The following is a 20,512-nucleotide window of genomic DNA, read 5'->3' on the forward strand; positions in this document are numbered from 1 at the left end:
AATAGAGAGCATACTGTTTACATTCTAGTTGAACAATATGTAATCGGGGAGTGGCGCAGCCCGGTAGCGCATCTGGTTTGGGACCAGAGGGTCGCAGGTTCGAATCCTGTCTCCCCGACAATAAAAAGAGTCAGAATGTAGATTATCTACCGTCTGACTCTTTTCTGCTTTAAGACGCTCTATAATAACTTATAGCAACCTTAATTTCTAAATCTACAGAATCGTTGCGATTTCGGAAATTATCTCTTCATGCACCGTATCTATAATTCCTTTAATATCTAAGCGGCATTCCCGATACAAATCCGCCGGTTCACCATGTTCAATAATACCATCAGGTATTCCTAATCTTTTAACACGGGCTCTGTAATGATGGTCAGCCATAAACTCGATTACAGCGCTTCCAAATCCTCCTTGTAGGCATCCATCTTCAACTGTGATTACTTTGTCAAATCTGGCGAATATTTCATGCAGCAAAGCTTCATCCAAAGGTTTAACGAATCGCATGTCATACAGTGCAGCATGAATACCTTGTCTTTCCAGGGAATCGCAGGCTTGACTGGCGAAATTACCAATGGGCCCTAAGGTCAAAATAGCAATGTCTGAGCCATCTTTTAGCATTCTGCCACTACCTATGCGAATTTCCTGTAAAGAAGTCCGCCAATTAGGCATAACCCCATTTCCTCGCGGGTATCTTATTGTAAAAGCATTTCCTCCTTTTTGGAATTTTTCTCCCTGTGCAGTAAACATTAGATTACGGAGTTCTTCTTCATTCATGGGCGATGCCACTACCATATTCGGGATACAGCGCATATAAGCTACATCGTAGGCTCCATGGTGCGTAGGTCCGTCAGCTCCTACCAATCCTGCTCTGTCAAGACAGAATATAACCGGAAGGTTCTGAATACACACATCATGAATCACCTGGTCATAGGCTCTCTGCATGAAAGTAGAATAGATATTGCAGAATACAACCTTTCCACGCGTAGCCATACCCGCAGAGAAAGTAACCGCATGCTGTTCAGCAATACCTACATCAAACGCTCTGTCGGGCATCGCTTCCATCATAATATTAAGCGAAGAACCGGAAGGCATAGCAGGAGTAACTCCGATTATGTCTTTATTTGCAGTTGCCAGCTCAACAATCGTATGTCCGAATACATCCTGATATTTGGGTGGCTGCGGGCTATCAAAAACTTTCTTTTCGATAACTCCGGAAATCTTGTCGAAGATCCCGGGAGCGTGCCACTTTGTCTGGTCTTTTTCTGCGGGTCCATAACCTTTACCTTTCACGGTAAGACAGTGAAGAAGCTTCGGACCGGGGATATTTTTAAGATCATTCAATACTTCCGTGAGATGGCCGATATCATTGCCATCTATAGGGCCAAAGTATCTTAGACCTAATGATTCAAAAAGATTACTCTGGCGTAATATAGCAGTTTTCATCACAGTCTCCACTTTGGAAACTACTTCCTGTGCGCTCTTTCCGAAATTGCTCATTTTACCTAACACATTCCAGACTTCGTCCCTGAATTTGTTGTAAGTTTTTGAAGTAGTAATATCAGTCAGATATTCCTTTAAAGCACCTACATTAGGATCAATTGCCATGCAATTGTCATTCAGGATAATCAAAAGATTGGAATCAGTCGCACCTGCATGGTTCATGCCTTCAAAAGCAAGCCCGGCAGTCATAGCACCATCACCTATTACAGCGATATGCTGGCGCTCATAATGCTTATCCAAAGCCGATGCAACAGCCATTCCTAAGGCCGATGAAATGGATGTGGATGAGTGACCTACTCCGAATGCATCGTAAATACTTTCTTTGCGATTAGGGAAACCGGAAAGACCTCCATAAGTACGGTTTGTATGAAATTCGTTTTTTCTTCCCGTAAGAATCTTATGGCCGTAGGCTTGGTGACCTACATCCCATACAAGTTGATCATCGGGCGTATTAAAAACGTAATGAAGCGCAACGCTTAATTCTACAACACCTAAACTAGCTCCGAAATGGCCTCCGTAAACAGATACGTTGTCAATAATGAATTGGCGCAATTCTGCACAAACCTGCGGTAATTGAGAACGATCCAGTTTTCGTAAGTCCTCTGGTGTTTCAATTTTCGCAAGTAGTTTTCCTGGTGTTATAAGCATGTTGAAGGAAATTAGTATCAGATTGGTGAATCAAGATAAACTCAAAACACGCACGAAATTAAACAAATAGGCAATCAATCTCCGTTTTATTTTTGCTGACTCGCTTTGAAAAGCTTCTGCTTTTCTTCCTTCGTAAGACTTTCATAACCGGATTTAGATATTTTGTCCAAAATAGAATCGATCTCTGTTTGATCCGGCATTTCTATTGTACCGGAAGCTGTGGTACTGGTGTAGACGTTGCTACTTCTATAGACCTGCTTTTCTCGATAGGTAACCTGCATAGATGGTTTTTTTCGAAATAGCCCGGACCATAAACTTACTAATGCATAGACAGGTTTTCCCATATCTGTACCGTTCTGTAATAACTTAATAAAAAAGTATCCTACAAAAGCACCTCCTAAGTGAGCCAGGTTACCACCAGCATTAGGGCCTACAGTCTGTGCGAGAGATAAAATGATATAAAACAATGCAATAAACTTGATACGTATCGGGCCTAAAAAAATCAGGTTGAAAGTGTAATTAGGCAAAAGGGTAGATGCGCCCACCGCAACGGCAAAAGCAGCAGCTGAAGCCCCAAGCATTCTGGATTGTTCAAGATGTGGCTGAAAGTAAGGAAGGATGTTATAGATCACCATATAAATCACTCCTCCGAAAATACCACCTAATAAATAAAGTGCAACTACTCTTTTGGCACCCAGGTATTCATCAATAAGACGCCCGAACCAGTAAAGGAACAGCATATTAAAGAGAATATGGAAAATGTCATCGTGTGTGAAAAAATAGGTGATAAGCGTCCAGGGACGGTATAGAAATTCTGTAGTTGATGCTGGCAACTGCAGATTATTCATAATCCCTGCATAAATGCCGGAAGACTGAGATAAGGTAAAAATGATCTTAGAAATCAAAAGAACGAGGAAAACCGCGGTATTGATCAGTATTATTTTAACCAGTGAATTTTCCGACTTGGAAAACTCACGTTTTATATCATCTATAATATTGCCCATCTGTCAATAGAAGTTTGTTTTCTTGGTGCGCCAGTATCTCAACAAAATGTATGCAAATAGCATTCCTCCTATATGGGCGAAATGTGCAACGTTGTCTGACTGAGCATTTTTTATACCTGAATATAACTCAAATAGTCCATAAAATGTTACGAAGTATTTTGCTTTTATTGGAAACGGAACAAACAGCATAAACAGCTCAGTATTCGGGAATAATAGCCCAAATGCCATCAAAATACCAAATACTGCGCCGGATGCTCCCACCATAGGAATATTGATCTCCCGTTGTAGCCATCCTTTTACGAACCCTACACTATCATTAATATATGACGCATTATTTGGGTCAGATTCAAATTTATTCAGAAATCCCAGATTTGATTCGTAAAGAGCTTTCGCATGTTTGCTAAAAAAATCGGCAAGTGCATCCGGACCGGGTTGTTGGAGATACAGCTCTACTGCATTTCGAAGTTGAATATTCTCGTAGTAACTAATTCCTGAAAACAAAAGCCCTGCTCCAATGCCGGTAAAGAAATAAAAGAATAAGAATTTTTTTGAACCCCACATACGTTCCAAAAGTGGCCCAAACATGAATAAACCGAACATGTTACCGAAAAGGTGGCCCAGATTTGCATGCAAGAACATATACGTAACGAATTGATATGGCATGAAAGAGGGTGAAAGTAATGGCATTAGTGCAAATCCATTGGAGATTTTAAGCACGAAGGAGTCAATTACATAAAATAGTATATTCAGAATCAATAAATTTCTTACTGTCGGGGTAATGGCTAACATATTTTATGAGAAATCAGTGAATTGTCATTTACGGTTTTTTGAAGAAAATAATTTCATCAGACTTTAAAAATACTACTGAGCTTATCCATGGTTAGTAGTACTATAATCGCTTCCCCATTCGGTGTTCTATTTGGATCTGTGGAAGCAAATAGCTGGTCAATAAGGGTATGTATTTCCACAAGCGAGAGTTTCACAGCATAGCGAATAGAAAAGCGGCGTGCAAGAGACCTCGAAAGACTTTCGGGTTTATTCAGTTTTAGATCGGAATAACTTTGTTTTAATTGTTCAACCAGTTCTTCAAAAAGATCTTGTTCACTTTCTTCGGGTAAATCAGCCGGAATCCCCCTGATAATCAATTCATTTGGCCCAAATTCATCAAATTCAAAACCGAGGCTGCGTATCTCTTTCCGGGTTTCCTTCACCAGCTGCATGTCGGAATGAGTCAACCTTATCGTTTTGGGAAACAAAAGCTGCTGACAAGCACCATTACGATTCGTAAGCATTTTACGATATCGTTCATAAAGGATACGTTCGTAAGCTGCTTTCTGGTCAATCAGCATAATGCCATCCTTCACCTGTGAAAGTATATAGCGATTGTGTAATTGAAATATTACAGCATCACTTTCCGGAGCTGTTATAGCTTCGGATGCCATTCGGTTTACCTTACTTGCCACAGTCATTGCCGGCTCGGAATAAGGTTTTCGGACAGCAGAGGGTGAGCTCCCTGTTTCAAAAGCTGCAATTTCCCGTGTCCGATCCTCCGTGTTTTGCAAACCTTCAAATAACTTATTCCAGTTAGTCAGATTGGACTTGGACTGACCAGTGTCCACTTTCCTGGATTGCGCTGCCCAGTCGGGCATTACAGTCCGTGGAACCAAATTGTGGTTGGTTTCAGAGGGAGAAGGACTGAGGAAGTTGATATTTTCTTCAAAATCAATAGACTGGGAAAGATTATACACACCCACAGCTTTTTTTACCGCTGCCATAATGATAGCGTATACTGATTTTTCATCATCAAACTTAATCTCGGTTTTAGTAGGATGTATGTTGATGTCTATGTGTGAAGGATCTATTTCAATAAACAAAACATAAAACGGGTGGCTACCCTCAGAAATGCTGCCGTCAAATGCACTGATTACGGCATGGTGCATGTAATTGTGCTTGATAAAACGGTTATTGACGAAGAAAAACTGTTCTCCGCGTGTCTTACGTGCGAATTCTGGCTTGCCAATGTAACCCCGGACACTTATATAGGATGTATCTTCCTGGCAGAACGCAAGTTGTTCACGGTAGCTTTTGCCGTATATGTCGATAATGCGCCTGACGAGTTTACCACCCCCAAGATTAAATACCTCCGTATCATTATGATGCAGACTCAGGGATACTTCCGGGTTAGCAAGCGCGATACGCTGAAACTCATCCAGAACATGCCGCATTTCTACAGCATTCGACTTTAAGAAATTACGGCGGGCAGGTACATTAAAAAAAAGATTCTTGACAGATAGGCTTGTTCCTATGACACAGGCAACTGCTTCATGCGATTTTATTTCGGAAGCTTCTATCTTAATAAGAACACCTGTTTCGTCTTCTTCACGCCTTGTACGTAGCTCAACCTGAGCAACAGCAGCAATGGAAGCCAAAGCTTCTCCCCGAAATCCCATAGTTCTGATGCTGAACAAATCTTCGGATTTTCGGATTTTAGAAGTTGCATGACGTTCAAAGCACATTCTGGCATCCGTTTCTGACATCCCCGAGCCTTTATCAATGATCTGAATAAGGGTTCTGCCTGCCTCTTTTAAGATAACCTGAATCTGTGTCGCTCCAGCATCAATAGCATTTTCCAGCAATTCTTTCACTACCGAAGCTGGCCGTTGCACTACCTCTCCTGCGGCTATCTGATTAGCAATTGAATCTGGCAATAATTGAATGATGTCTGAAGACGCCATATATAAATCTATGTTTTACTACTATATACAAACTTAGCAAATTTTTTGTTTAGGGGGAAGGTGCTTTTATGGGTGAGCAAAAAGAGACGCGCAAGAGTGAAAAATACGATTTGCGAAAAAAATCACATTTTTTATTGAAATTTTCTATTGTGATAGAACTATTTTTCGACAGGATTTCGTTAATATTACAGAATTATAACTATTTCTAACACCCCATAATAGTCACCATTTATTATGAAAGCACCAATTTTCAAAAAATTCAATGCTACGATGGCTTTACAATGGCTGATCTTTTTGCCGGTTATATTACCATTATGTATCGTTTTCGGTGCTTTTCAGGGAGTGGTGGGTATGGTCGAAAAAATGGTTCACAGAATGTGGGTGGATCTGGAGTTATAGCTTTCGATAGAGTGGTAAATAGTTATTAGAATAATATCCAAATAGTATTAAGAATATGTGTTGGAACAATTGAAAGAGCGACCATGATAGTCGCTCTTTTATTTTAAATGGCCGATGGTATAGTGTTTGATAACAACACTGGCAAAATTAAAATCATAGATATCATGGAATCTTCAATTGACTTGATTAAGGAGAAAATAACAGGTGCCGGAACGGCCATCAGTGAAGTTCAAAACGTAAATAATATTGAACGCATCGTTTCTTTACTTGCAGGTGTTGCTGCGACCTATTATGGCTTACAGAAAAAAGAGACACTTTTAGGTAAGGGACTTACTTTTTTTGGCGGACTTCTCATTACGAGAGGAACTACTGGCTACTGTCCGGTTAATAAAGCTCTAGACAGAAGTTAGGTATTTGCTCTTAAAATAAACAAAAGCGCCTGTCAATCAAATCTGATTGACAGGCGCTTTTGTTTATTAAAAATTATTGAGGACTATTACCTCCCGGGCGGCCGGATGTCGGAGTATTTCCTCCTGGTCTTGCAGATGCCGGAGTACTGGTTCCTGGTATCGTTGAAGGCTGGGTTGTGGCTGGTCTTGTAGATGTCGCCGGAACAGTTGAACCCGGTGTTGTCACAGGATTAGCACCTGTTGCCGGAACTGTATTACCCGTTGCCGGAACTGTATTGCCGGAATTTGGAGTTACAGCGCCAGGCAATGTGCCAGGTTGTGTAATGCTACCCGGTACTGTTCCTCCCGGAGTAACTGCACCAGGAGCGGTTGATTGTGGCCTTGTCACGCTCCCGGGAACTGTAGTAGCAGTACCTGGTGGGTTAGTGGAAGGTTGGGTTGTAGTCGGTGTAGTTTGTGGATATGTTCCAACAGGTGCTGTCGTAGGCTGAGTGGTCGCAGGTAACACAGATCCCGGTTGAGTTGTATTTACGTTTCCTGGGGTTGTAGACTGTGAACTACCCGCAGGCGCTGTCGGCCTGGTAGTACTTGTTGGCGATGTAGTGGTTGGCATTACCTGGCCGAATGCAGCAAACGAAGCGAATAATGCTATAGCAGTTATATTTAATGTTACTTTTTTCATGATTTCCAGAAATTTGATGAATGATAAATTTTAATGAATTAGATACTTTGCATAATAGTCAAAAACAATCGTACCACTAACTACTTGATAATGTTACGTATATGATTCAAGAGAACAGGTGTCTTGATGATTTTTATAATTATTTTTCGACGAATATCCAGCTTTTTGAAGTGTCGTAATGATTGTATATGAATCTTTCAATAGGGGGATTTAAATCAATGGCATTACATTTTCTTCATAAAGGGTAAGTGGTTCGAAATAAAGTCGATACCTTCTGTTATGACTTGTTATGAAAATGATAAAAGACTTACCGAATCAGGAATTTAGCCTGGATACAACCCCCATGCTAGCAACACTCATCGATATGCCTTTCGATGATGATGGGTGGGAATATGAAATTAAATGGGATGGATACAGAGCGCTTGCATTTATGAACGATGGGGAGGTTCATCTACGATCACGAAATAAAAAGTCATTCAACGAAAAGTTTTATCCGGTATTTGATGAATTAGCCAAATGGAATATCAATGCAGTTATAGACGGGGAAATAGTAGTGGTAGATAAAGAAGGTATTTCAAAATTTGGCTTGCTGCAAAATTGGCAGGTTGAGCATGACGGACAATTGGTCTTTTATGTTTTCGATATACTTATGCTTACTGGTAAGGACCTGACAATGTTGCCCTTGACGGAAAGGAAAAAAATCTTATCCGAAATATTGCCATCAGAAAATGACGTTATCCGAAGCGGTTACAGTGTAGTGGCTGAAGGGAAAGCATTTTTTGATGCAGCCCAAAAAATGGGGTTGGAGGGGATCATCGCCAAGCGGTCTGACAGTATTTATATGCCTGGCACCCGCTCAAAGGATTGGCTGAAAATCAAAATAAGTAAACGACAGGAAGTAATTATTGCCGGATATACGAAAATAAAGAATTCACCAAAAGTATTCAGTTCCTTACTACTGGGTGTCTATGAAAAAAATAAATTGAAGTATGTTGGGAAAGTGGGTACCGGATTTTCCAATAAGCAGCAAAAGGAAATGTTGGTAGCATTCAAATCACTAATAAGAAAAAAGAGTCCTTTTAAAGATATTCCCGATTATAACAAGCCTAATCGCTTTCGATCCAGTACTTTAGATGTAGAGGTTACCTGGCTCAAACCAAATTTAGTCTGCGAAGTAAATTATGCAGAGATCACACAGGATGGTCTTTTCAGGCATCCATCATTTCAGGGGCTTAGGGTGGATAAAAATCCAAAAGATGTAGTCATGGAGAAGCCTGAGCCACGGAAAGGATAAAATTATTTGATAAGCCTGACAAGCTATTTTAGGGAGTATTTATAGAAACCCGAGCTAAAAAGGGTAATCAGAGGTTAAATACAATTATAAATAGCTGATAAATTTTGACTTACTGAAAATAATAATCTATCTTTGCAAGCCAAAATTAGGGGTAGAAGAGATTTTTATAGCGCAATAATTTGATAATCAGATGAAACGTACCTTTCAACCATCGAATCGCAAGAGGAGAAATAAGCACGGATTCCGTGAAAGAATGTCTACGGCTAACGGACGCAAGGTTGTTGCGGGTCGTCGCAAAAAAGGCCGTTGGAAATTAACTGTTTCTGACGAAAAACGTCATAAGCAATAATTGAGGTTTTAAAGTTTGGTAAGGAAGGAATAGCAGCTTTGTTTGGTATACCTTCTAATCTTTACAGTCTTACACCGTCTGATCCGCTAGAGAAATCTTAAGCAGATCAGACGATTTTGTCTGCAATAAACTTGAAACAAAAATTTGGAAAAAATGAGCGTCTTTGTGATCCTCGTTTAATCGGCAAGCTTTTTAAAAGGGGTAGTTCGGAAGTTCAAACGTTCTACCTCTTTCCTTTTCGTGTGCTTTTTATCCACGACAAGGAGAATGCACAAACGTATCCTCAGGTACTCTTTTCGATACCTAAAAAGCAGTTTAAAAAAGCGGTTGACAGAAATCTTGTCAGACGCAGGTGTCGTGAAGCCTATCGACTTCATAAGCAACTATTCACTGCCGGCTCTGTCGGAGCTCCCCCATCTTACATTGCTTTTTTGTATCTTGCAAAAGAAATAACAACTTACGACGTTATTGAACAGGCCATGAAGCAAACCCTGAAAAAAATGGGTAATACGCCTCCTGCTCCCTGATATTGCAAACTGATAATTCCTACGCAGATGAGAAAGTATTTTCGCTCCAAGTGGCTGGCGGTTCCCGTTGTTGCCGGATTGACGGTTTTTTCCTTTCGCCAAGACGACCGTTTATTTGAAATTGCCCGCAATCTGGATATATATGCTACGCTCTTCAAAGAGCTGAATGCCTATTACGTTGATGAAATCAATCCAAATCAGCTGATTAAAACAAGCATTGATAATATGTTGCGAACGCTGGATCCGTATACGGTTTATTATGCTGAGGATGATATTGAAGATTATATGACAATGACCACCGGTAAATATAATGGTATCGGTGCAATGGTAAGCTCTGCGGAAGGAAAGCATACGGTTATGATGGTGTATGAAGACACACCTGCGCAGAAAGCAGGACTTCAGCTGGGAGATGAGATCATCAAAATCAATGGAGTGGATGTTTCTGCCAGAGAAGATTTTGATACGGGCAAACTACTAAAAGGTCAGACACAGACGAGCGTTACGCTATCAATCAAAAGATATGGAATTGTAAAGCCACTTGAAATCAAACTGAATCGTGACATTGTAAAGGTTACTAATGTACCTTATTATGGCATGATCAGTGAGGACGTAGGTTATATCGATCTGAAAGACTTTACCGCTACTGCTTCACGTGAAGTACGTAATGCATTTCAGGAATTGAAGGGTAAGGGAATGAAGTCTGTGGTGCTGGATTTACGGGACAATCCGGGAGGATTGCTCAATATGGCCATTGAAATCTCTAATATATTTGTTCCTCAGGGTTCCGAAGTGGTTTCTACAAAAGGAAAGGTAACCGAATGGAATAAAACGTATACGGCATACAATCCGGCCATGGATATTGAAATTCCGGTTGTTGTTCTTACCAATAATCGTAGTGCATCTGCAGCCGAGATCGTATCAGGTGTTATTCAAGATTACGATCGTGGCGTTCTGATCGGACAGAGAACATATGGTAAAGGACTGGTCCAAACTACCAGAGACTTATCATACGGCACAAAAATGAAGATAACTACAGCCAAATATTATATTCCCAGCGGCAGGTGTATTCAGGCTATTAATTACAGTCAAAGAAATGATGACGGCAGTGTAGGTAAAATCTCAGACTCTCTGATGACAGCCTTCAAAACCAAAAATGGTAGAGTGGTTTATGATGGAGGAGGTATATTACCGGATATTGTTACTGAAAGAGACACTTATTCGCCGCTGGCTTCTGCGCTGGGGCGTAACAGACTCTTCTTTGAGTATGCAATTAAATATCGTTTCGAGCATCCGACAATTAAACCTGCCAAAGAATTCCATCTCACCGATTCAGAGTACAATACATTTGTAAAATGGCTTTCTGATAAGGAATATGATTACACCACCCAGGTTGAGCGGGATCTGAATGATCTGGAAGCGGCTGCAAAAAAAGAAAAATCCATTGATCTGATCAGTGAACAGCTTAAGGCGCTCCGTTCCAAACTGTCGCACACGAAAGAGAATGATTTACAGATTGGGAAAGCAGAGATAAAAAAGATATTGGAAGAGGAAATAATTAAGCACTATTACCTGGAAAAAGGAATGCGGGAAGCTTCTTTTGCAGAGGATAAAGAAGTGAAAGAAGCTCTTACTTTATTAAAAGATTCAAATCGATATAACGACATTTTGAAAGGGAAGAAGAAGTAGTCTGTTTACAGATCACATCTTTCCTCAATTTTCCTATGCTGATATTAAGTATTGACACCTCAACCCGGGGTTGTTCTGTAGCAGTGCACAATAGTGGAATGTTACTTGCCAGCTATGATTTGTTTGCCGACAAGTCCTCATCTGCTATGCTGACTTCTCTCATCGAAAGTGCCGTGAAGCACGCCGGAGCTACTTTGGCTGACTTGGACGCGGTTGCAGTTGCGAAAGGACCGGGTTCGTATACAGGATTAAGGGTTGGCGTTTCTACAGCAAAAGGCTTGTGCTATGCTTTGGACAAACCATTGCTGGCTATTAATACATTGGAAGCAATGGCATGGCAGGTTATTCCTTTTCATACATCGGAACTGTTATTCTGCCCCATGATTGATGCGCGGAGAATGGAAGTTTATGCTTCTGTATTTGATGCAGCAGGGCAAGTTGTAAATCCTACTGAGGCGATCATTATAGATGAAAATTCATTTCATCAATTTTTGAAAAACCATCACGTTGTATTCTTCGGAGACGGCGCTGCCAAATGCGAAAAGGTTTTGGGGGTAAATAAAAATGCAATATTTCTAAAAGCTGAAATTCGTCCTTCTGCCGCTTCACTGGGGGGCCTGGCAACGGCAGCTTATGCAGCGGAAAACTTTGTTGACGTTGCTCTCTTCGAGCCATATTATCTCAAAGATTTTATGTCTCCTCCTTCCAGGAAGCAGGCTATTCCATCATTGTAAACGCAAGATTTTTATTAACGGAAAACAAATCCGTAGGTTTTGATGTTCTTCATCAGAATAGAAAATACGAAGCATGGAAACTGAAGAAATTGTTAACCGCGTAGCAACAAGTGGCATTATTTCCCTTGATCTGGAAGAATTATACCACCCTGGTGAGCGGGTTTTATATGATATAAAGGATAACCTTTGGCAGGGAATGATCCTGAAGGAAAAGGATTTTCGGGACTTTCTTAAATCTCATGACTGGACTGCCTACTCTGGTAAAAATGTAGCGGTTATTTGTTCAGAGGATGCTATTGTACCCACATGGGCATATATGTTACTGGCGATTCATCTGCAACCATATGCACATCAGATTGTGTTTGGCGATTTTGAGGTATTGGAAGCTAAACTTTTTAGTGAAGCAATAGCCAAAATAAATACAGATGAATACGTGGGTAAAAGGGTAGTTGTAAAAGGGTGTAGTAAATATCCGGTGCCGATATCGGCCTACATGGAAATCACTTCATTGCTTAAACCTGTTGTTCAAAGCCTGATGTTTGGGGAACCTTGTAGTACTGTTCCGTTATATAAGAAGCCAAAAGCCTGAATTAGACCTTTAGTAGTCTGAAGCTCATTCTGTGATAGGAGCAGGTTCCGTGTTCCAAGATAGCCCGGCGGTGGTGAATAGTAGGGTAGCCGACATTACGATCCCATCCGTAATGTGGAAATTGGGCTCCAAGATCTGACATGAGCTGATCCCGGTAATTTTTGGCGAGAACAGAAGCTGCTGCAATAGAAAGATAGTGGGCATCTCCCTTGATGATACAAGTATGCGGGATCATGGGATATGGTGTAAAGCGGTTTCCGTCTACAAGCAGGTGCTCCGGCCGGGTATGCAGTTTATCCACAGCCCGGTGCATGGCCAGAAAGCTGGCTTTCAGAATATTAATCTGGTCAATTTCTACATTATCCACTTCTGCTACCGCCCATGCCACAGACTCCCTGATAATTTCCTTTTCAAGGATATCTCTTTGTAGTTTGGAAAGCTGTTTTGAGTCGTTGAGGAACACATGTGTGTAGTCTTTCGGTAAAATAACCGCCGCTGCAACCACAGGACCTGCCAGGCATCCTCTGCCTACTTCGTCAAGACCAGCTTCTATTGCCTCAAAATTATAATAGGACTTAAGCATTAATCTTCAAGTATGTTAGCCATAAATGTACTTTTTGTTGCTATCGCAACTAATAGCAGGGTTACAGCCCAGTAAAGGTAAATTCTGTAATAATCACTAACGTCACGTGAGGTGACATCTATATATTTTACTTTCTCGATTTGGTTAATTTGTTTGAAAACTTCACCCAATCCTCTGTTATCTGTAGCTCTAAAGTACTTCCCGCTGCCCAATGCCGCAATATTACGGAGTCCGCCTTCGTCGACCAGTGCGTTGGATGAAACAAGAGAATCCCTTTTTACCTGTCTGACGACATTCCCTACAGAAATTGTATATACTTTCACCCCAAAAGCTTTTGCCAGCTGAACAGCTGTTGTAGGATCGAGATTTCCGGATGTATTGTCACCATCACTGATGAGTATTGCTACTTTGCCATCACCTTTTGTTTCACGCATGCGATTCACGGCTACTGCCAGTGCACTGCCAATAGCTGTTCCGGCAGTTGGGATCATATCTGGCTTGATTTCATCCAGATATCCATAGAGCAATTCGTAGTCAGTAGTAAGCGGGCATAGTGATACGGCTTCTCCGGCAAATATGATCAGACCGATGCGATCCTGTAAACGTCCTTTGATAAATTGACGGGCCACTTGCTTTGCAGCTTCCAATCGGTTTGGATTGAGATCTTTTTCAAGCATAGAATCAGATATGTCCATGAGTAACATAATATCTATACCTTCAGAAAAGCGGTCCTTACGCTCGGAAACGACCTGAGGACGTGCCAAAGCAATAAGTAAAAGGCAAAATGCCAATCCGACACATATCGGCTGAACAAATCGCAGCAATGTCAGCCAGTCCTGCCCTTCCTTTTCTGAATGATAAGTAATTACCAGTCTTTGTTTATGCTTCCGGTGAAATGCATTGCGTAGTACGAACAAAAGCGGAACAAAGGGTAATCCGTATAAGAAATAGGGATGGACCCACTCATAAGAACGGAACATGTCATACCCAAACCATTTTAATGAAAACCACTGCTCCATAATTCTTTATTCAGGATACAGGATTATCTAATATCTGACGCCTTTTACTTCGGTATAGTTTGGTCGCACCCGTTTTAAGTACTTCCAGAAAAGTATCCATGTTATTTGACTTCACTTGTCCATAAATAATTCCATCCATTTTTTTTAAAGCCTGAGCGAGTGCATCGTCAGGCATATTGTCAATAATTTCACGTGTTGTGTAAGTGGCAAATGGTTTTTTTTCGAGTCGCTCCAAATAGTTTTTCCAAACGATGATAGCATTCTCAGCGTCTTTGATGTTATTCTTTTCTCTGGCATTACGAAGTAACCTGTTGAAAGAGCGTAGGTATTCCAAATGTCTTCTTTGTAACTTAATGAGTCTCCATTGCTTGTATATATCTTTTCCGAAGACCCAGTAAATAATAATGATTACACCGAGGATAATAGCCAGAGTTCCGAAGAGCCTGGAAAAATTGAAGTTGCTGTTCAGGGGCGCCAGTGCTACAGATGGTTGTAGACTTTCCTTTAGAAGAATTGGATTCAAATTGTTTTTTTTCAGAAATACCGAATCTCTCATACCGAAAACAGGAGTAGAATCGCCTTTTGCAAATATAAAAATGGGTACTTGCAGCGTCTGCACCGGAGAGACGTCGAACGTTACGAGCTGATAGATGGCACTGTCAATGGTGGTTGTACCTGCTGCATTTGTAACGGAAGGAAAGCTCTTTTTAGAAATGATTTCAAATGGAGTGAAGTTATATGTACTATCCGGAAAGAACACTTCCCTGTTGGGAGCGTGTGAATAGCTGAGTACATAGAATAATGGTTTTCCTACTTCTATACTATCTGTCAGGAAAGTACCCTTGGGTTTGTTCTCCTGCCCGAAAGTTGCATTTACCCCCAAAGTTAAAAGCATGCATATACAAGCTCTGATCAAATTTAGTTTGAAATCAGTGATGGTATAATTCAGGTCCGTCCTGTAAATGCTTGCGGTGATAGGAATCATTCTTTAAGATGAGGATTGGGCACTTTTACTATATTGACGTATTTTAAATAAATGAATGAGGCCGGGAACATAGTCTTCCTGTGTGTTGATAGCAATGTAATCAGCCCGGTTTTGTCTGCATATTTTTTCCAACTCAGCACTTCTTTTCTTGAAACGATCAGACATATTCTCCTGGTACTGCCGGGAAGAGGTATTTACCCAAACGATTCGCTGCTTTTCGGCATCAAAAAGAGGTATAATACCCAGGCTTGGTAAACTTGTTTCACGAGCATCGTATAAATGAATCACTATTACATCATGCTTCCGGCATAAGGCTTTCAGATTGTGGTAATAATTTTCATCGATGAAATCGGAAATAAGAAAAACAAGGCTGCGGCGCCGCAGCAAATTGAGAGCAACAAGGATTGCGTCGGCAATATTAGTCTGTATCGATTCGGGGACTAATTTATATAGCTCAGAAACAACGCTATATCCGTGTTTCATTCCGTCGGATGGCCTGATATAGCGTTCCGTTTTATCAGAAAAGCACAGTAGTCCTACACGGGTCGCTTCCTGTATAGCCGAAAGTGTAAGGACGCCACAAATTTCTTTGGCAATGTCAATCTTTAGTTTTTTTACTTCACCTACCTGCTGTGAGGCACTCACATCCAGCATAAAAAATGCCGTTTGTTCTTTATCTTCTTTAAAAATTTTTACAAAAGTACCATGCCCTTTAGCGGACGTATTCCAGTCTATCGCACGAACATCATCCCCATATTGATATAAGCGAAGGTCATCGAATTCCAGACCGGAACCTTTAAACACAGAATGAAAATTACCATGGCGTTCGCTTGTTACGGCTTTTCGCATGCGTATTTCATACTTTCTTAGCTTGCTTAAAAACTGCTGGAACATACGATTTGCAAAAAAAATTACCACCTTTGCACTCAAATGGTGCCAAACAAAGATAGGTATTTGAGGGTTATGGTAGAACGTACAGTGAATTTCTCATTCGTTTCTCTACTTTTCATACTTGGCTTGCTAGCTGCTTCTGGTTGTACGGATAGTAACAAACCACCCAAAGAAGTATTGCCGCAGGATAAAATGGCCGCTATTCTCTCGGATATTCACATTGCAGAGGCAAGAATTACAAAGCTTCAGCTCAGGTCATCAGATTCTTCTCTGATGGTTTTTGATACACTGAAAAAGCAAATCTGGAAGAAACATAAGGTGGATACGCTGGCTTACCGGAATAGTTATGATTACTATATGACTAACCCCAGGCAGATGTCGCAGATTTATGAAAAAGTGAATAAACAAATAGAGGCCCGGGAGAAGAGTAATAATATCAAACCCTGAACGCATAATCTACGTTTTGTCGGATCAGAACTTAACATTTATAAGCTGTGAACAATAGTATTGTTGTTATTCCAACATACAACGAAATCGAAAATATTGAGGCGATCATTCGTAAGGTATTTAGCCTTGGACATCCTTTTGACTTACTGATTATTGATGATGGTTCTCCTGACGGGACTGCCCTGGAAGTGAAAAAATTGATGCAGGAATTTCCATCATCTCTCCATATGGTAGAACGTAAGGGCAAACTGGGCCTGGGAACAGCTTATATTCACGGTTTTAAGTGGGCGCTTGAAAAAGGATATGACTATATCTTTGAAATGGATGCTGACTTTTCACATCCTCCTGAAGATCTTATCCGTTTGCACAATGCCTGTGCGATCGAAAAACATGACGTAGCAGTTGGTTCCAGATATATTACCGGTGTTAATGTCGTGAACTGGCCTATCAACCGCGTACTGATGTCTTATTTTGCCGGTTACTATGTACGAATGATTACAGGAATGACCATCATGGATCCTACAGCGGGTTTCATTTGTTACACCCGCCGCGTTCTAGAAACGATTAATCTGGACAATATACGCTTCATTGGTTACGCATTTCAGATTGAAATGAAATTCAACTCCTGGAAGTACGGTTTCAGCATTACTGAAGTGCCTATCATTTTTACAGACAGAACAAAAGGAGCTTCCAAAATGTCTAGAGGGATATTTAAAGAAGCCATTTTAGGCGTGATCAGCCTGAAAGTAAATAGCTTCTTTAAAAGATATATTCCTAAGAACCAAGTTCAGAAATAGCCAGCCAGCTCATCAAGCCGGTAGAAACTTCCAGTGCTGATTCATCGATGTCAAACGTTGGTGTGTGCACACCAGAAATAATGCCGCGTGCCTCATTCCGTGTTCCAAGACGATAAAAGCAGGAGTCTACCACCTGTGAGTAGAAGGCAAAATCTTCACCGGCCATCCATAGGTCAAGGTCTACTATGTTTTCCTCTCCCATGTATTGGGTAGCAGCGGTACGTGTACGCCGTGTAAGTTCAGGATGATTTTTCAGGAATGGGTAACCTTTCACGACATCAAACTGGCACGAACCACCCATAGACTCTGCAATACCTTCTGCTAGTTTCTTCATTCTTTTGAGACCATCTTCGCGCCATTCTTCGTCCATACATCTCCATGTACCCTGAATGGTCACTTCGTTCGGAATTACGTTGGTAACGCCGTCCGCAATAAACCGTCCGAAAGACAATACGGCTGGGTTTGCCGGGTTTCGGTTACGACTAATAATCTGCTGCAAAGCCACAATGATATGTGATGCCATCAGAACAGGATCCACCAATTGGTGTGGAGCGGCTGCGTGGCCACCTTTTCCTTTCACAGTAAGATATAGTTCATCCGTGCTTGCCATATACATCCCTTCACGAAAACCGATTTTTCCGACAGGTACATTTGGCGCAACGTGCTGACCGATCATACTGGCAGGTCTGGGATTTTCAAGAACGCCTTCTTTAATCATAATGGAAGCTCCGCCTGGCGCTTTTTCTTCGGCAGGTTGAAAAACAAGTTTGATACTTCCGTCAAATTCGTCTTTGAGCTGCTGTAAAATGGCTGCGGTACCCAGTAAGCTGGATGTATGTACATCGTGTCCGCATGCGTGCATCACGCCAGGAACAGTGGATTTATAAGGAACATCATTTGCTTCCAGAATTGGCAATGCATCCATATCTGCACGAAGTCCAACTATTCTTGATTCCGGATTTTTACCCTCAATGAGTGCAACGACTCCTGTTCCGGCAAAGCCTTCCTGAGGATTCAATCCTATTGCCCTTAATTGAGCTGCTACATATTCGGCGGTCTTGAATTCTTCAAATGAGAGTTCGGGATTGCTGTGCAGGTGATGACGATGGGCAATGACCCGGTCGGCCTGTTGACGGGCCAGTTGTTTTATTTTTTCCTGAAGCTGTGACATAAGTACAAAAACGGTGTAACATAGCGGTAGGAACCGACTTTGGCAAAGGTACAAATAATTAAGGTCGGGCAGGGTGCTATGGGTATAACGACTTTGAATTATACCATTTGTGAAGAAGGCACGTTTCTTTGAATGTTCTTCCAAGAAAAAAGGTAATTTTGAATCGATATATCATTAAGACAACACAAAATGGATCATAAGGAGTTTTTACAATCGCTGGTTTGTCCACTTACCGGCGGCACACTAACCATAGCAGAAGATGGCAAAACACTCACCAGCGAAGATGGTGTGGTATATGACGTTAACGAAAATGGAATTGTTAATATGCTCTATCCCAAAGAACTACTTCCGGGAGATGCAAGAGAGCAATACCTTTACGACCAAGCCTTTTTACGCTACGATAAAGGTGTTTCATGGGTTTTTGAAACACTGAATCACTCCGATGAAGCGGCTACAAGGGAGTTTATGATAGATTTGATGGAGTTGAAGCCAGGCATGAAGGCACTTGAAGTAGGAGCCGGAACTGGTAAAGATTCTGCTTTGATCCTGAATAGAGTAAGGCCGGGCGGAACCGCAGTTTTGTCTGATTTGTCTCCTAATATGTTGAAACTGGCTCAGGATAAACTTTCTGCAGAAGACATAAATGTTCATTATTTCCTTGGAAACGGATCTTATCTTCCTTTTGCTGATGATACATTTGATGCTGTATTCCATTTTGGTGGAATCAATACTTTTTCTGAGAGAAAGAGAGCATTCGATGAGTTGACCCGTGTTGTGAAACCTGGTGGAAAGGTTGTTGTTGGAGACGAAAGTGTCGCTCCGTGGTTGAGAAATACACCTACCTATGCCACGCTGTTAAAGGCTAATCCACTCTTCCGTGCTGAGGTGCCTATAGAAGATGTTCCAGCCAATGTGGAGGATTTGAAACTGCACTACATATTTGGTAATGCTTTTTATGTACTTGAATACCGTGTAACAGCAAAGGCTCCTGAAGTAGACATTGATCTGCCGATTCCGGGTAAAGACTTTGTTGATAACTGGAGACTGCGCGCTGAAAAAGCGGTTGACTAGGCTATTGTAAACTCTGATAGCTGTTAAGTACGAAATAAAAAGAAGACTACAATGTGGGTAAAAAAAGGAGTTATATACAAGCCAGACGGAACGCTGCCGCATAGCCTTTCGCATGCACAGGTGCCGTTTGCATACAAGCATAAAGATTTTTTACGAATCTATTTCTCATCCCGTGATGCGAGTGGTCAGTCAAGACCGACGTTTCTGGATGTGGATTATGATGATCCGAAAAAGATAATCAATATACATGATAAGCCAATTTTGGAATTGGGTGGACCCGGTGAGTACGATGAAACGGGGGCAATGCCGTCGTGGTTCGTGGATATGCCCAATGGAGATATCTGGCTTTATTATACGGGTTGGAACAGAACCTGGAATTCTTACAGACTCTCTATGGGTCTTGCAGTAAGTCATGATGGTGGTATCTCCTTCAAAAAGATGTTCACTGGCCCGATTATGGATCGTAGTATTCAAAATCCACTTTGGGCTGCACAACCTTCTGTAATCCGTGAAGATGACGGCACCTGGAGAATGTGGTATATCTCGGGACATAAATGCGAGTATATCCACGATTATCCTGAGCCTTATTACAGAGGTCAGTCAGCTGTTTCAAAAGATGGGATTCATTGGGAAATCAGTGATGTACCAACTCTTGACTTTGACGATTTCCTGCATGCTGTAGGAAGGCCAAGCGTGTTTAAGGAGGATGGTATCTATAAAATGTACTATTCTTACCGTCATACAAGGGATTACCGTACTGATCGTAACCAAAGTTACCGCCTGGGCTATGCTGAGTCCGCGGATGGAACAAATTGGGAGAGAAAAGACCATCTGGTTGGTATATCTAAATCTGATAATCCTGAAGATTTTGATTACCAGATGATTGATTATGCCAATTATTACGAGCATAACGGTAAAAAATATCTCTTGTATAATGGAAATGGTTTCGGAGCAGCTGGCTTTGCTTATGCTGTTTGGGAAGATTAAAATA

22 protein-coding genes and 1 tRNA gene are annotated in these 20,512 nt (G+C 41.3%); 13 read left to right on the forward strand and 10 right to left on the reverse strand.

The features are described 5' to 3' along the window. Positions 1–44 precede the first annotated feature (44 nt). A tRNA-Pro gene (locus tag AC1XUE_RS21210) sits at positions 45–118 on the forward strand. Between the two features lie 95 nt (positions 119–213). On the opposite strand, the gene dxs is transcribed toward AC1XUE_RS21210, so the two are convergent. The 4 genes from dxs to mutL all read right to left on the reverse strand — a co-directional run bounded on the left by dxs (position 214) and on the right by mutL (position 5,887). After that, positions 214–2,148: a 1-deoxy-D-xylulose-5-phosphate synthase gene (dxs, locus tag AC1XUE_RS21215; RefSeq protein WP_483358023.1), complete on the reverse strand. Its 1,935-nt coding sequence runs from the start codon at positions 2,146–2,148 to the stop codon at positions 214–216. A gap of 86 nt (positions 2,149–2,234) precedes the next feature. Beyond that, complete coding sequence (locus AC1XUE_RS21220) at positions 2,235–3,152, reverse strand: rhomboid family intramembrane serine protease (protein ID WP_483358024.1); 918 nt, start codon at positions 3,150–3,152, stop codon at positions 2,235–2,237. 3 nt (positions 3,153–3,155) lie between these two features. After that, a complete protein-coding gene (locus AC1XUE_RS21225; RefSeq protein WP_483358025.1) occupies positions 3,156–3,941 on the reverse strand; it encodes a rhomboid family intramembrane serine protease in 786 nt (261 codons plus the stop codon). A gap of 56 nt (positions 3,942–3,997) precedes the next feature. Next, positions 3,998–5,887: a DNA mismatch repair endonuclease MutL gene (gene mutL, locus AC1XUE_RS21230; RefSeq protein WP_483358026.1), complete on the reverse strand. Its 1,890-nt coding sequence runs from the start codon at positions 5,885–5,887 to the stop codon at positions 3,998–4,000. Between the two features lie 234 nt (positions 5,888–6,121). On the opposite strand from mutL, the gene AC1XUE_RS21235 reads away from it, so the two are divergent. Beyond that, positions 6,122–6,286 carry a hypothetical protein gene (locus AC1XUE_RS21235; RefSeq protein ID WP_483358027.1) on the forward strand — a complete coding sequence of 55 codons (165 nt, stop codon included), beginning with the start codon at positions 6,122–6,124 and terminating at the stop codon, positions 6,284–6,286. A gap of 164 nt (positions 6,287–6,450) precedes the next feature. Beyond that, positions 6,451–6,696, forward strand: a complete 246-nt coding sequence (locus tag AC1XUE_RS21240) for a YgaP family membrane protein (RefSeq protein ID WP_483358028.1) — start codon at positions 6,451–6,453, stop codon at positions 6,694–6,696. A gap of 73 nt (positions 6,697–6,769) precedes the next feature. Here AC1XUE_RS21240 and AC1XUE_RS21245 read toward each other — a convergent pair whose 3' ends face one another. Then, entirely contained in the window at positions 6,770–7,378 is a 609-nt protein-coding gene (locus tag AC1XUE_RS21245; RefSeq protein WP_483358029.1) for a hypothetical protein, read from the reverse strand. A gap of 295 nt (positions 7,379–7,673) precedes the next feature. On the opposite strand from AC1XUE_RS21245, the gene ligD reads away from it, so the two are divergent. The 6 genes from ligD to AC1XUE_RS21275 all read left to right on the forward strand — a co-directional run bounded on the left by ligD (position 7,674) and on the right by AC1XUE_RS21275 (position 12,557). Continuing rightward, the gene (gene ligD, locus AC1XUE_RS21250) at positions 7,674–8,672 is read left to right on the forward strand and encodes a non-homologous end-joining DNA ligase (protein WP_483358030.1); all 999 of its coding nucleotides are present in this window, start codon (positions 7,674–7,676) and stop codon (positions 8,670–8,672) included. Positions 8,673–8,862: 190 nt separating this feature from the next. After that, positions 8,863–9,021, forward strand: coding sequence for a 50S ribosomal protein L34 (gene rpmH / locus AC1XUE_RS21255; RefSeq protein ID WP_015813300.1), 159 nt, complete (start codon positions 8,863–8,865; stop codon positions 9,019–9,021). A 131-nt stretch (positions 9,022–9,152) separates the two neighbouring features. After that, a complete protein-coding gene (gene rnpA, locus AC1XUE_RS21260) occupies positions 9,153–9,548 on the forward strand; it encodes a ribonuclease P protein component (RefSeq protein ID WP_483358031.1) in 396 nt (131 codons plus the stop codon). A 27-nt stretch (positions 9,549–9,575) separates the two neighbouring features. Then, the gene (locus tag AC1XUE_RS21265; RefSeq protein WP_483358032.1) at positions 9,576–11,234 is read left to right on the forward strand and encodes a S41 family peptidase; all 1,659 of its coding nucleotides are present in this window, start codon (positions 9,576–9,578) and stop codon (positions 11,232–11,234) included. 35 nt (positions 11,235–11,269) lie between these two features. After that, the gene (tsaB, locus tag AC1XUE_RS21270) at positions 11,270–11,968 is read left to right on the forward strand and encodes a tRNA (adenosine(37)-N6)-threonylcarbamoyltransferase complex dimerization subunit type 1 TsaB (RefSeq protein WP_483358033.1); all 699 of its coding nucleotides are present in this window, start codon (positions 11,270–11,272) and stop codon (positions 11,966–11,968) included. A 73-nt stretch (positions 11,969–12,041) separates the two neighbouring features. Further along, positions 12,042–12,557, forward strand: a complete 516-nt coding sequence (locus tag AC1XUE_RS21275) for a DUF2480 family protein (RefSeq protein WP_483358034.1) — start codon at positions 12,042–12,044, stop codon at positions 12,555–12,557. A 1-nt stretch (position 12,558) separates the two neighbouring features. On the opposite strand, the gene AC1XUE_RS21280 is transcribed toward AC1XUE_RS21275, so the two are convergent. From AC1XUE_RS21280 to AC1XUE_RS21295, 4 genes are read right to left on the reverse strand one after another with little or no spacing between them, the layout of a single operon-like run. Further along, complete coding sequence (locus tag AC1XUE_RS21280; protein ID WP_483358035.1) at positions 12,559–13,140, reverse strand: ribonuclease HII; 582 nt, start codon at positions 13,138–13,140, stop codon at positions 12,559–12,561. Beyond that, entirely contained in the window at positions 13,140–14,159 is a 1,020-nt protein-coding gene (locus tag AC1XUE_RS21285) for a VWA domain-containing protein (protein ID WP_483358036.1), read from the reverse strand. The genes AC1XUE_RS21280 and AC1XUE_RS21285 overlap by 1 nt, the downstream gene beginning before the upstream one ends. Positions 14,160–14,169: 10 nt before the next feature. Next, on the reverse strand, positions 14,170–15,144 hold the full coding sequence (locus AC1XUE_RS21290; RefSeq protein WP_483358037.1) for a hypothetical protein: 975 nt from the start codon (positions 15,142–15,144) through the stop codon (positions 14,170–14,172). A 3-nt stretch (positions 15,145–15,147) separates the two neighbouring features. After that, on the reverse strand, positions 15,148–16,038 hold the full coding sequence (locus AC1XUE_RS21295; protein ID WP_483358038.1) for a DUF58 domain-containing protein: 891 nt from the start codon (positions 16,036–16,038) through the stop codon (positions 15,148–15,150). 69 nt (positions 16,039–16,107) lie between these two features. Here AC1XUE_RS21295 and AC1XUE_RS21300 point away from each other — a divergent pair, with 69 nt between their 5' ends. Continuing rightward, positions 16,108–16,482, forward strand: a complete 375-nt coding sequence (locus AC1XUE_RS21300) for a DUF4296 domain-containing protein (protein WP_483358039.1) — start codon at positions 16,108–16,110, stop codon at positions 16,480–16,482. 47 nt (positions 16,483–16,529) lie between these two features. Next, positions 16,530–17,279, forward strand: a complete 750-nt coding sequence (locus AC1XUE_RS21305) for a polyprenol monophosphomannose synthase (protein WP_483358040.1) — start codon at positions 16,530–16,532, stop codon at positions 17,277–17,279. Here AC1XUE_RS21305 and AC1XUE_RS21310 read toward each other — a convergent pair. Further along, complete coding sequence (locus AC1XUE_RS21310) at positions 17,257–18,450, reverse strand: M20 metallopeptidase family protein (RefSeq protein ID WP_483358041.1); 1,194 nt, start codon at positions 18,448–18,450, stop codon at positions 17,257–17,259. The two genes, AC1XUE_RS21305 and AC1XUE_RS21310, sit on opposite strands and share 23 nt — an antisense overlap. A 189-nt stretch (positions 18,451–18,639) precedes the next feature. Here AC1XUE_RS21310 and AC1XUE_RS21315 point away from each other — a divergent pair, with 189 nt between their 5' ends. Further along, entirely contained in the window at positions 18,640–19,521 is an 882-nt protein-coding gene (locus tag AC1XUE_RS21315) for a class I SAM-dependent methyltransferase (RefSeq protein ID WP_483358042.1), read from the forward strand. A 51-nt stretch (positions 19,522–19,572) separates the two neighbouring features. Further along, positions 19,573–20,508, forward strand: coding sequence for a glycoside hydrolase family protein (locus AC1XUE_RS21320; protein ID WP_483358043.1), 936 nt, complete (start codon positions 19,573–19,575; stop codon positions 20,506–20,508). The last annotated feature ends 4 nt before the right edge of the window (positions 20,509–20,512 follow it).

This window comes from Dyadobacter sp. HNCC25DJ187 (assembly GCF_056895255.1).